The sequence below is a fragment of the Lactobacillus laiwuensis genome (assembly GCF_019972835.1).
Classification (GTDB): domain Bacteria; phylum Bacillota; class Bacilli; order Lactobacillales; family Lactobacillaceae; genus Lactobacillus; species Lactobacillus laiwuensis.
The window spans coordinates 100,541-114,088 of the sequence record NZ_BPPB01000005.1 but is presented as its reverse complement, the minus strand read 5'-3'; the positions used below and the strand labels follow the sequence as shown (position 1 = coordinate 114,088).

Sequence of the window (13,548 nt, the reverse complement as noted above, 5' to 3'; positions counted from 1 at the left end):
TATGGCCTTTTCGCTAATATAATTCGGGTTTACATTGTTTTAAATGAATGATAAACTATTGTAGGCGTTGATTTTGATGTAAAACGCGAACAATAATTTTGGGAGAGGTTAGATGAACTTTATAAAGAGTTATTTTCAACTCGATAAATATAAAACCAGTGTTAAAATCGAATTTCTAGCTGGATTAACAACTTTTATCAGTATGTCATACATTTTATTCGTTAATCCTAGTGTTCTGGGAGCCAGTGGCATGAATAAAGGTGCAGTTTTTACAGCCACTGCTTTAGCTAGTGCTCTGGGTACCGCAATTATGGGAATTGTTGCCAATTACCCTATTGGAGAAGCTCCTGCCCTGGGCATCAATGCGTTTTTTGCTTATACAGTTTGCATAGGCATGCATGTTTCATGGGAAACAGCCTTAGCTGCTGTTTTCGTAGCATCTATCATCTTTATTTTAATTACTATGTTTAAGCTGCGAGAAATGATAATTAACGCCATTCCTTCCGATCTAAAATTTGCCATTTCTTCCGGAATTGGTTTGTTCATCGCTTTCTTGGGAATGCAAGATGGTGGCTTAATCGTAGCAAATAAATCAACTTTAGTTGGTTTAGGATCACTTCATGATCCAGCTGTTTGGATTACTATCTTTGGCTTAATTGTTACCGTTATTTTAATGATCTTAAATGTACCAGGTGCTATCTTTATTGGAATGGTTTTAGCAGCCATTTTTGGTGTAATCACAGGGCAAATTTCTTTACCAACTAAAATAATTTCTGTTGCACCAAGTATCGCTCCATCATTTGGTCAAGCAATTTTTCATGTTAAAGACATCAATACTTTACAAATGTGGGTTGTTGTTCTTACTTTTCTTTTAGTAACATTCTTTGATACTGCAGGTACTTTAATTGGCTTAGCCCAACAAGCCGGCTTTATGAAAGACAATAAGATGCCCCGGGTAGGTAAAGCACTTGCTTCAGATTCCACTGCCATGATGGTTGGTTCAGTATTAGGAACTTCACCTGTAGGTGCATTTGTCGAATCTAGTGCTGGTATTGCTGTTGGCGGCAGAACAGGTCTAACTGCAGTCTTTGTAGCAATTTTCTTTTTAATTTCAATGATATTCAGTCCACTCTTAGGACTATTTACTACTCACGTCACCGCTCCAGCATTAATTATAGTCGGGGTTTTGATGGCTCAAAATACAGCTCATATTCAGTGGGACAAAATGGAAATTGCAGTTCCCGCTTTCTTAATTTTAATTGGTATGCCTTTAACTTATTCAATTTCAGACGGTTTAGCCCTAGGACTAATAACATATCCTATATGTATGGTTGCTGCTAAGCGAATAAAAGAAGTTACACCAATGATGTGGATACTTTTCTTCGTATTCATCGTGTTCTTATGGGTATTGAATTTTTAAACTTACTAATTGTTTTAAAAGAATAATATGTTAAACTAAGCAAATATAAGGGTGTTTATTCGCCTAATATATTTGCTTTTTTATTTAGAAGGGAGTCTTTTATGAAGACGATAGATTATAAAAAATTTATATTGCCACTATTGTTTGGTCTTATTATCTGGTTTACAACCCCAATTCGTCCTGCAGGAGTATCAGTTCAAGCCTGGCATATGCTGGCAATATTTATTGGAACTATCATTGGTTGTATTACGTTACCAATAGCTATTAGCGGTGTTACTCTAATAGGCTTTACTCTTACTATTTGCCTCGGGCTTGCACCCCTTGCCGACAAAATTGTTAACGGGAAGGTCGTTGCAAAAGGAGCAATTGACGCATTCTCCAATTCATCTGCTTGGCTAATCGTTATGGCTTTTATGATTTCACGTGGTATTGTAAAAACCGGCTTAGGTCAAAGAATTGCTTTATATTTTGTTAAATGGTTTGGTCATAAATCCTTAGGCTTAGGCTATGCTATTGGTGCTATTGACTTAATAGTTTCTCCTGCAACTCCTTCAAATGGTGCGAGAGCAGGTGGCGTGGTATATCCATTAATTCAATCATTAGCAAATACATTTGACTCTAAGCCCAATGACCCATCACGTAAAAAGATGGGAGCATATCTAACTTTTACGGAATTTCAAGTTAACATTATTACTTCATCATTATTTATGACTGCTTGCGCACCCAACTTAATTGCTGTTGCACTTGCTGGTAAAGCAGGTGTAACTCTTAGCTGGATGCCATGGCTAATGGCCAGCATTGTTCCTGCAGCAATTTGTTTAATTGTTGTACCATATTTTGTTTATAAACTTTACCCACCAGAAATCAAGGAAACTCCTAACGCTAAAGAATGGGCTGACGGTGAACTGGCAAAAATGGGTAAACTTACTTTGCCTGAAAAATTAATGGCAGTTATTTTTGCAATTACTTTAGTACTCTGGATGCTTTCCAGTACTCTAGGAATAGATGCTACATTAATTGCATTTATTTCCGTTTCACTTTTACTACTCACAGGTGTATTAGCACCAAAAGACTTGCTAAGTGAAACCGGAGCTTGGAACATTCTGATCTGGTTATCTATTTTAGTATTCATGGCTGAAAAACTAACTCAATTCGGTTTAATAGGTTGGATATCAACTAGTATTTCCAGTGCAATGAAGGGTCTCAACTGGCTATTAGTTCTAGTAGTTTTAGCACTTGTTTTATTCTACACCCATTACTTGTTTGCAAGTGCCACAGCTCATAATTCAGCAATGTATCTGCCACTTTTAACCGTAGCCATCTCGGCTGGCGCACCTAAATTACTAGCAGCCCAGTTTTTAGCATTATTTTCAGCAATTATGGGTTCCACAACTCACTATTCCAGCCCTGCCGCTTCTGTTTTAGCTTCTTCAGGATATGTTAAGCAAAATGAATGGTGGAAACTTAGTTTTATATTCGGTATCTTCTATATCTTAGTTTATGGCATAATCGGATTAGCCTGGATGAAACTAATTGGTATGTGGTAAGCTGTTAAAGCAAATCTATCCAGATTTGCTTTTTTTATTACCTGGGAAATAATTTTGAATAAAATGGATTTTTATACTAAATAAGTTATATACTAGTTATATTAGTTCTTTATAATTTTAATATTTTTTGGAGGAAAAATGACGACATTAGATAAAGTCTTTCATTTAAACGATGCGCATACCACTGTTAAGCGCGAGTTAATAGCTGCATTAACCACGTTTGTCAGTCTCTCCTACATCCTTTTTGTTAACCCTAACATTTTACACGCAGCAGGTATTAATAAGGGAGCGGCTTTTACAGTAACCGCAGTTTCAATTGCAATCGGCTGTTTTATTATGGGTCTGGTTGCTAACTATCCTGTAGCCTTGGCTCCCACACTTGGCAGTGCTGCATTTTTCGCTTACAACGTTTGTGGCGGAATGCACATTAACTGGCAAACTGCCTTAGCTGCTGTTTTAGTTGCATCTGTTTTGTTTATTTTAATAACAGTCTTGAAACTTCGTGAAATAGTGGTCGATGCCATTCCACAGGATTTGAAATATGCTATTTCGGCTGGTATTGGCTTATTTATTGCCTTTATTGGCCTGCAAAACGGCAAATTAATTGTCAATAGTGATTCAAATTTAGTTACTTTGGGCAAATTTAATTCACCAGCCGTTTGGATTACCCTCTTCGGTTTAGTTTTAACTGTGATTTTAATGGCAATGAATGTGCCAGGTTCCATTTTTATTGGTATGGTAGTAACAGCTGTCTTTGGGGTTATTATTGGCCAAGTTGCGGTTCCTAAAGGAATTATCGCCAGCGCACCAAGCATTGCTCCTACCTTTGGTCAAGCCGTATTTCATTTAAAAGATATTAATACTCCCCAACTATTCATGGTAGTTTTAACCTTTTTACTGGTTACTTTCTTCGACACTGCAGGAACGCTGATTGGCATGACTGAACAAGCAGGAATGGTTGATCAAAATGGTAAAATACCACGAATTGGTAGAGCGTTCCTATCGGATTCGTTAGCCATGGTTGAAGGAGCAGTCTTAGGAACTGCACCACTTGGTACATCTGTTGAATCAAGTGCCGGTATCGCTATGGGTGGTCGCACAGGTTTAACTGCAATCTTTGTAGGAATCTTTTTCTTGATTTCAATGATTTTTAGTCCACTTTTAGCAGTTATCCCTACTACAGTTACTGCTCCAGCATTAATTATTGTTGGGGTGCTCATGGCAGGCAACCTGAAGAAAATTAACTGGGATAAGTTTGAAATTGCTTTTCCAGCGTTTTTGACGGTAGTTGGTATGCCATTAACTTATAGCATTTCAGACGGTTTAGCTTTAGGCATGATTGCTTACCCGATTACTATGATCGCTTCTAAACAGGCCAAGAAAGTTTCACCAATGATGTATGTTCTATTAGTCGTATTTGTCCTCTTTTTCCTGATCACAAATATGTAAGAATATCTGTCTAATTACAAAGGTCACTTTTTGAAGTGACCTTTTTGTTTATATTTAATTGATAAATTACACTTTATTTTTTATTTACTTGCTATTATAATTCATAAAAATATTTACATTTTATTCTTGAAAGAAGGTAATTTATTATGTCCAACACTAAGGAGAAATGGTTCAGCCGCTATATTGGCACTATTACGTTCTTTGTTGTTGCTTTACTAACCAGTTTTAATTCTGGCTTTTTCCCTTATTCAATTGCTGGAAGACTCTGCGCCATTTTGTGGTTGGTCACATTCAGCTTTTTGATATTTGCCTGCGAATATTTGATTAGTCACACTAACCTTGATAATAAAAATGCTGCAAAAGCAGTGGTAAATTTTAGTATTTGGCTCCTTGCAGCCTTAATTTTAGTTATATTCATTTTAATTTTTAAAAAATGAACTTTTGCTTTTAATTCATTTTAGGTTATTTTTGCACGAATCATCAAAATTTGTTATGTTAAGTAGCAGTTAATTCATTCAATGAAGGGGAAGTTGTAAAGTAGATTAAGTAGCTCGTATTTAGTCTATTATCATGAAAGAAAAAAAGACAAAAACAATTAAAAAAGATTATAAAAAGGCACCTCTTTCAAAAGTTCATTTACGTGTAATGACTGCAATTGCTTTAGGGCAATTTACTTGTGGCTTTTCACTAGGAATTACTGGCGTAGCTATGAACAGTGCTGCCAAATACATTCAAATTAGTAACATATGGACTGGATTAATTGGAGCCGGTGGGTTGTTAGGCTTATCCAGCAGTGCTCTGATTGGTCGCTTATCCGATAAAATTGGTCGCAGTCAATTATTGATGAGCAATATGTATGTTTTAGCAATTCTTTCTCTTTTTCATCCTCTGACGACCAGTCTTTCTTTAACATTTCTAATCAGGATTGGCATTGGACTGATGATGGCGATTGATTATACTGCTGGAAATGCTCTATTGACTGAATGGCTGCCTAAAGGCGAAGACAGCAAAAGGCAGAGTCATTTGTTAATCTATTGGGTTTTAGGCTTCATTGCCTCATACTTAACCGGTACATATTTGGTAGGCTATGGTAGTCATACCTGGCAGATCATTTTAGCAACAGGTGCTATTCCAGCATTGATTACTGCACTCTTTCGCAGCCTATTTCCATTGCCACCTTCACCCGGATGGCTTGCCAGCAAAGGTAAAATTAAAGCCGCGAACAGACTTATTGGTAGAATACTAGGTCATAAATGGGGCATCTCACGTCACTTTAAGCGTCCTAAAAAGGCTGGGCAAACTTCATGGACAGTTCTTTTTAGTAAAAAATACTTACGCAGTACATTAGTGGGAGGAAGTTTTTACGCTTGCCAAACCTTTGCATTTTTTGGAATCAGTATTTTTTTACCAATTCTTTTGCAAGGCATGGACATTAGTAATCCTAATGTTTCAGGAGATTTATACAATGTCAGCATGCTAGTTGGAATATTTTTAGGCATTTATCTTTTTAATCATCTCAGTCGCCGTTTGTTTTTAATCAGTAATTTTCTATTATCCGCACTATTAATAGGAATTCTAGCATTAATGCCTCATGTTTCTTCTTTAATTAAAATAGTTATCTTTTCAATTTTTGCAGTCATTTTATCTTCAGGTCTGGTACTTGACTATCCTTATCCTACCGAATTATTTGACACCAAAGTTCAAGCAAGCGGCGTGGGAACTTGCATTACAATCAGTCGCATTGGCGCTGCTGCCGGTACATTTTTATTGCCAATTCTAACAGAACTTGGTGGACCCAACTTAGCAATGCTCGTTTGTGCCTGCGTTCTCTTTCTTGCTTTTGTCATTTGTTTAATCTGGGCACCAGAAACTTCGCCTAAATATTTAAAAATATAATTTGATATGATAAAAAAGCTAATAGATCACGTTTAAAAACATAGATTTATTAGCTTTTAAAATTGTTATAAAAATGGAAGTTTATCTAATGATTTTCTTTACACCCTTTAGCCATCATATTTTACTCTTTGCATTTGTTTAATCTGGCCAAATACTTCTCCACGTTGGCCGGCATCTAGTGTTAAAACTAATGAATCACCAGCTTTAATTAATGTTCGTCCGTTGGGAATCAGATACTGGCCATCATGATACACTGCCTTAACCAATGTATGTTTAGGCCACTTAATCTGCATGATTTTTTTGCCTGCGAGCTGACTATCCTCATAAATTGGTACCGTTAGTTGATCAGTTTTACCTGATATCGCGGGGGTAGGTTCCTTATTGTTTGCGACCATTGCTCGCGCCAATGTGCCATAAATTGGGTCTCCATTAAGCAATTCATCAACTAGCAGGGCAACAAAAGCTACCACAGCCAAAGGCATTAAATGCAGCAGTGACCCCACCATTTCCGTAATTAATATAATAGCAGTAAATGGAGCTCGAATTACAGCAGCAAAGAACCCAGCCATTGCGAAAATAATCAAATTAATTACTAATTTTGTAGGCAATAAATGTAATTGAACCAAAATAAGGCCGTAGCTTGCCCCGATTACAGCACCCATTGTCAATATTGGCAAGAAAATACCACTAGGCAAGCCCGAATCATAAGAAATAATAGAAAAAATAATTCTCACAATAAAGAAAAGCAGTAACATACCAACTATTTTCCAGCTACTTTGTTTAATAATTTGTGGTAATGCTAAAATCAATCTATTTCCCGGACCAGTAATTAAGGGCCAAAAATAAGCAATTGGTATCAATAAAATAAGAGGTATTAATCCATATAGCCAACTAGGTAAGAAAGTAATTTTAGCATATAACTTTTTTCCTTTAAATAAACCAACTTTATAAAGGTGACCTAGTAAACCTAAAATTAAGCCTAAAAGTAACAAATAGCCATATAGTTTTACTGGAAAACTATGGCGATAAACAAGAGACAAAGACGGTTTTTGGCCAAAAATATTTGAAACAACAAAATCCGACACTAAAGCACCTGCAAGTGCATTTAGCCAAACGCGGGGAGAGAAATTATGAAAAACTTCTTCAAGTACAAATAACGCACCACTTAATGGTGCTCCAAAAGCTGCAGCTAATCCACTGGCCGCTCCGGTAGCTAATAGTACTCGAGAATTAGTTTTCGACTCCTTAGTGCCCTCGCCAACGCCTTGACCGATAGTTGAGCCTATTTGCAAAGAAGGCCCCTCAGGGCCTAAAAATAGGCCTGTACTGATCACTAAAATACCCCCAATAACTTTACGCCATAATGTGGGCCACCATTGTAAGGTTAAATTTCCTTCAAGTTGCAATTTAACTTCCGGGATACCAGACCCGCCAACATGGGGATATTGCTTAACAAAATAACCTGCGATTAATCCAACTAAAATAAGGCCAAATATAATTGGGATAAACCATAATGCATTCTGATGTGCCACGTGAAACAAGTTAAGCCACAGCTCCGTCATCTTTCCTATGCCAAAGCGAAAAATTCCCACGACAAAGCCACTAGCAAGCCCTACTAGTATAGCTTCTACTAAGAGTTTTATCTGTACTTTTTTATCTCTCATTTTACCTCCACTTTCTTTATTTAACACTAGCAAAAAACCAGTTAAGTCAAGACTTTAACTGGTTTTAGTTGTTACACGTGTAACATTATTTTTCTTCATACCATTCTGTGTGATAAACTCCATCACGGTCGTTTCTATAGTATGTATGAGCACCAAAGTAATCGCGTTGACCCTGAATTAAGTTTGCAGGTAGACTAGGATTGAAAATTGATTCCAAGTAGTTTAATGATGCACTTAATGTTGGTGTTGGAATACCAGCTTTAGTTGCCAGTACAATTACATTACGTAATGCTGGGATATTTTTATCCATTAAGTCTTTAAAGTAAGGATCTTGGAACATGTTGTCGAGTTTTTTACCCTCAGCAAATGCCTTTTCAATATCTTTTAGCATAGATGAGCGAATAATGCAGCCTGCTTCCCAAGATTGAGCAATTGCAGGATACCGTAAGTCCCAGTTATATGCATCAGCAGCCATTTTTAGTTGTTGGAAGCCTTGAGCATAAGCAACAGCTTGGCATAATTGTAGTGCTTTACCCAAATTATCAATCAAATCTTGAGGGACTTCACCATTCCACTTTATTTCTTTACCTTCACGAGTAGTGGCCTTAGACATGAAGCGACTAATAACTGCTTCTGCAATAACGCTGATTGGAGCTCCCAGATGAACACCGTCTTCCAACATCCAGTTCCCAGTACCCTTATAAGAAGCCACGTTTAATATATGATCAATTACATGGTCAGGGGTTAGGTTATCTTTTTGCTTTAAAACCTCAGCCGTAATCTCACTTAGGTAGGCTTTAACCAGCCCCTCGTTCCAGTGAGCAAAAATAGCTGACATTTCATCATTTGTTTTGCCTGCAACTTTACGTAGGATATCATAAACTTCAGAAAATTCCTGCATAATGCCATATTCGATCCCGTTATGTACCATCTTAACATAGTGACCGCTGCCTTCAGGCCCAATAAAGCTGACGCATGGATGACCTTCAGAGTTTTTAGCTGCAATTGCTTCTAAAATCGGAGCGACTTTCTTATAAGCATCTTCATCTCCACCCGGCATCAAAGCTGGACCATTTAAAGCACCCTCTTCACCGCCTGAAACACCCATGCCAATAAAGTGAATACCATGTTGTTCCATTTCATGATAGCGCCGGTTAGTATCATGAAAGTTTGAATTTCCACCGTCAAGTAAAATATCGCCTTTATCCAAAAGTGGTAATAATTTTTGTAAAGTTTCATCGACTGGTTTACCAGCCGCAATTTGGATTAAAATCTTACGTGGTTTTTCCAAAGAATCAACAAATTCTTCCCATGAATATGTTGGTTTCAACTTATCATCTTCATATTTAGCAAAAGCATCTACTTCTGGTTTATCAATAGAAAAACCAGAAACGGAAAAGCCATTATTTCTTACATTCAAAGCAAGGTTCTTACCCATTACTGATAAGCCTATAATTCCGAACTGTTGCATTTATAGTCCTCCATCTTTTAAGTTTCATACTCTATCATTATACTTGTAAGACCGCAAAAAAGCGAAACTTTCAAAAAGTTTCGCTTTTTTCAAACCAATATATAGGGCTATTAGTGAGCTGAAGCACCTGAAGTTGTGTCAGGCTCTGGTTCTGGCTCCGGCTCCTCTTCTTCAGCTTCTGAAGCACCTGAAGCAACATCTGCTACCACGCCGTACTTGTCAGCAAAGTAGCTAAATGGTTTCAATGCTTCTGCTTGATACTTCTTAACAAATTCTGGATCATCAAGAGCATTCAATTCACTTGAGTAAGGCATGTCATGAGTGAACTTAATGTCAACCAACATTGGTCCATCCATTTGCTTGAATTCCTTAACTGCGTCTTCGAATTCCTTCTTAGTGCGTACAGTTACACCCTTCACGTTCATACCTTCAGCAACCTTAGCCCAGTCGTTATTAGGCATAATAACACCTGATAATGGTTGGTGTGATTCATCAACTTGCTCAGCTTCAATGTAACCTAAAGTTTCATTTGTAAAGACAACGTTTAAAATATGCATGTTGTAGCGAGCTTCAGTCAACAATTCTTGGCTCATCATGGCAAAACCACCATCACCACTCAAGTTCCAAACTTCGCGTTCTGGGTGAGCAGTTGCAGCAGCAAGTGCAGCTGGTGAACCAAAGCCCATAGTTGCGTACAAGCCTGAAGTTGCCCAAGTTTGGTCATCATGCAAGTTTACTAAACGTTGGAAGTCAATGTTGATGTTACCAACATCAATAGCAAATTGTGCATCATCATCAGCATATTTGTTGATGATGTCAAAGATTGGTTCACGGCGAATTGGCATTTCGTCTGAATCATCAAAGCTGTGCTCCCATTCTTCCCAGTTTTGACGATCTGCAATAGCAGCCTTATAAAGTGGTGACTCTTCACGAGCTTGACCAGCATCAATAATAGCTTGTAAAGTCTTAGCACCGTCAGCCAAAATTGGAACATCAACTGCGTGACGCTTACCTAATTTTTCTGAGTCAACATCAATTTGTACAACTTTAGCCTTAGGGTCAAAGAAGAACAATGAAAATGGTGAGTCATTACCTACCCAGATAACAGCATCTGCATGAGTTTGAATATCGTCACTTGGCTTAGGAGCAACACGACCAATTGAACCCATGTAAGCTGGGCATTTATCTTCAACAACACCCTTAGCCATAACTGAAGACATCAATGGAGTCTTGAATTTTTCAGCGAATTTTTCTAAGACATCGCCATGACCCTTCATACCTAAACCGAAGTAAACAACTGGGTTCTTTGCTTCTTCAAGAACCTTTACAGCTGCTTCAACTTCGTCTTTTCTTGGAGCTGCATAATTAGGAATTGCTTGCAATGCATTGTAATTTACACGGAAATTGTCATCAATCTTGTCCCAGCCAAAGTCCTTAGGAAGAATTAAGACAGCTGGACCCTTCTTAGCATATGCTTGACGGATTGCTTCATCCATCATTGCAGGAATTTGATCTGCGCGCTTGATTTGGTGATCCCAAACAGCGACTGGATCAAACCAAGGCTTTTCATCAAAAGCTTGGAAGAAATCCATATCCTGACGACCAGTTGGAACGTTAGCTACGATAGCTACCATAGGTACCTTGTCGTATTTTGCGTCATACAAACCGTTCATCAAGTGAACAGCACCAGGACCGGCTGAACCAAAACATACGCCGACCTTGCCAGTAAATTTATACTCAGCTGAAGCAGCTAAAGCACCGGCTTCTTCATGCCGAACCTCAATATACTTCATCTTACCCTTAAAGTCATGGATAGCATTCATTGTTGAGTCAAATGAGCCACCCGGAAAACCATAAATATGATCAATATGCCAGTCCAATAGAACTTGGAGCATGGCATTTGCGCCATTAATTTTTGCCATTTTAAAGTGCATCTCCTTAAATACATGTTTACTTACATATTGTATTAAAACATATAATTTCACAATTTCAAGTGACCAAAATTAACGATTATCACAAGATGTAAGCGCTTTGTAAAAATATTATCTTCACAAAGTTAAGCAATTAATTTATAACTTTTAGGTAATAGCAATAATCATATTTGTGATTATCTGATCATTACCATAAAATTTGTGTATTCTTTTGTGTGCATTATTTAAAGAAAAATATTTTTTATAAGTTTTAAGTTTTTACTAAATTTATTTATGAATTTTAGCGTAGCGACCATTTTGCACGTAAACGCTTAGAATTGCCATGTCTGCCGGATTAACTCCCGAAATCCGTTCAGCCTGCGCAATTGTTTCTGGCCTAATTTTGGCAAATTTTTCGCGCGCTTCCGTTGCTAAACCATCAATTGCATTATAGTCGATGTCTGCAGGAATTTTCTTTGCTTCCTGACGGTGTAATTTATTAATTTGCTGCTGCTCCTTTTTGATATAGCCAGCATACTTAACGTTGATTTCAATCTGCTCCCTGACATAGCGTTCATTCGAAATAGGCATCCCCGTCAAGCGTTCAATATCCGCTACCCTAACTTTGGGCCTTCTTAAGAAAACATCTGCTTTAACACCAGCTTTAAGCTTGTCTTCTCCGATACTTGCAAGGTAGTCTTGTACCTCTTTAGTGGGGTGAACAGTAATCTTTTTAACAGCATTAGCAGCCTGCGCAATTTGTTCTTTCTTTGCTAAAAACTGGGAATAGCGCTCTTCAGAGATTAAGCCCAGTTGAAAACCGTAATCCGTCAAACGCAAATCAGCATTGTCATGACGCAAAATCAAACGGTACTCTGCACGTGAAGTTAGTAAACGATAAGGCTCTTCTGTCCCCTTAGTTACTAAATCATCGATTAAAACACCGATATAAGCTTCATCACGACCTAAGGTAAAGCCCGGCTGACCGGCAGCTCGCAAAGCGGCATTAATACCAGCAATCAGACCTTGTCCTGCCGCTTCTTCATAGCCTGATGTGCCATTCATTTGGCCCGCAGTGAATAAATTTTTGATATTTTTAGTTTCCAAGGTATGTTTTAACTGCCAGGGATCGATTACATCGTATTCAATGGCGTAGCCTGGGCGCATCAATTCCGCGTTTTCAAGGCCAGCAACCGAATGCAGCATTTTTAACTGAATTTCTTCCGGCATTGAGGTTGAAAAATCGCCGACATAAACTTCTTTAGTATTTTTACCTTCTGGCTCTAGAAAAATCTGATGACGCGGCTTGTCCGCAAAACGAACTACTTTGGTTTCAATTGAGGGACAATAACGTGGTCCCACTCCCTTAATTTCTCCTGAAAACATTGGAGACCGGGTCAGGTTTTGGTTGATTATTTTATGTGTAGTTTTATTAGTATATGTCATCCAGCAGGAAACCTGATTTTTGAGGTAGTCTTCATCTTTAGTTTCATAAGAAAAATGACGCGGAACTTTATCACCAGGTTCTTCCTCAGTTTTAGAGTAATCAATGGTGTTGCTATTAACACGAGGAGGCGTACCCGTTTTAAAACGGCGCAGTTTGAATCCTAATTTCTCCAGATTTTCTGATAATTTAATTGCTGGAACAGTATTGTTAGGACCAGATGAATAATTCAATTCACCAATAAAAATGCGCCCGCGAGCTGACGTACCAGTGGTTAAAACAACACTTTTAGCGTGATATTTAGCCCCAGTATTAGTAATTAAGCCTTTGCAGACCCCATCTTCGACAATCAGTTCATCAACTGTCGCCTGCCTTAAAGTCAAATTAGGCGTTTCTTCAATCACTTTTTTCATCTGCTCATGGTATTGCCATTTATCAGCTTGTGCCCGCAAGGCCCGTACAGCTGGTCCTTTACCCGTATTTAACATGCGCATCTGAATATAGGTTGCATCAATATTTTTACCCATTTGGCCGCCTAAAGCATCAATTTCTCGCACTACCGTACCCTTTGCTGGGCCACCTACTGACGGATTGCAGGGCATAAATGCCACCATATCAAGACTAATCGTTAACAGTAGTGTTTTTTGGCCCATTCTGGCACTAGCTAAAGCAGCCTCACTGCCAGCGTGACCAGCCCCAACTACAATGACATCATAATCATTTGAGTCATAACTCTTAATCATTAAC

8 protein-coding genes are annotated in these 13,548 nt (G+C 38.1%); 4 read left to right on the top strand and 4 right to left on the bottom strand.

Translation table 11 applies throughout. The annotated features are described in order from the left end of the window. The first annotated feature begins 112 nt into the window (after positions 1 to 112). The 4 genes from LDM92_RS04910 to LDM92_RS04895 all read left to right on the top strand — a co-directional run bounded on the left by LDM92_RS04910 (position 113) and on the right by LDM92_RS04895 (position 6,312). On the top strand, positions 113 to 1,420 hold the full coding sequence (locus tag LDM92_RS04910; RefSeq protein WP_046332855.1) for an NCS2 family permease: 1,308 nt from the start codon (positions 113 to 115) through the stop codon (positions 1,418 to 1,420). 101 nt (positions 1,421 to 1,521) lie between these two features. Then, entirely contained in the window at positions 1,522 to 2,967 is a 1,446-nt protein-coding gene (locus LDM92_RS04905) for a DASS family sodium-coupled anion symporter (protein ID WP_223902281.1), read from the top strand. A 138-nt stretch (positions 2,968 to 3,105) separates the two neighbouring features. Beyond that, entirely contained in the window at positions 3,106 to 4,416 is a 1,311-nt protein-coding gene (locus tag LDM92_RS04900; RefSeq protein WP_223902280.1) for an NCS2 family permease, read from the top strand. A 570-nt stretch (positions 4,417 to 4,986) separates the two neighbouring features. Beyond that, positions 4,987 to 6,312, top strand: a complete 1,326-nt coding sequence (locus LDM92_RS04895; RefSeq protein WP_223902279.1) for an MFS transporter — start codon at positions 4,987 to 4,989, stop codon at positions 6,310 to 6,312. 107 nt (positions 6,313 to 6,419) lie between these two features. Here the strand turns inward: LDM92_RS04895 and LDM92_RS04890 are convergent, their stop codons facing one another. From LDM92_RS04890 to mnmG, 4 genes are all read right to left on the bottom strand, one after another. Next, the gene (locus tag LDM92_RS04890) at positions 6,420 to 7,976 is read right to left on the bottom strand and encodes a ClC family H(+)/Cl(-) exchange transporter (protein ID WP_223902278.1); all 1,557 of its coding nucleotides are present in this window, start codon (positions 7,974 to 7,976) and stop codon (positions 6,420 to 6,422) included. Positions 7,977 to 8,061: 85 nt separating this feature from the next. Beyond that, entirely contained in the window at positions 8,062 to 9,447 is a 1,386-nt protein-coding gene (gnd, locus tag LDM92_RS04885) for an NADP-dependent phosphogluconate dehydrogenase (RefSeq protein ID WP_223902277.1), read from the bottom strand. Between the two features lie 110 nt (positions 9,448 to 9,557). Beyond that, positions 9,558 to 11,369 carry a pyruvate oxidase gene (gene spxB, locus LDM92_RS04880; RefSeq protein WP_223902276.1) on the bottom strand — a complete coding sequence of 604 codons (1,812 nt, stop codon included), beginning with the start codon at positions 11,367 to 11,369 and terminating at the stop codon, positions 9,558 to 9,560. Positions 11,370 to 11,645: 276 nt separating this feature from the next. Beyond that, a complete protein-coding gene (mnmG, locus tag LDM92_RS04875) occupies positions 11,646 to 13,544 on the bottom strand; it encodes a tRNA uridine-5-carboxymethylaminomethyl(34) synthesis enzyme MnmG (protein ID WP_223902275.1) in 1,899 nt (632 codons plus the stop codon). Positions 13,545 to 13,548 lie beyond the last annotated feature (4 nt).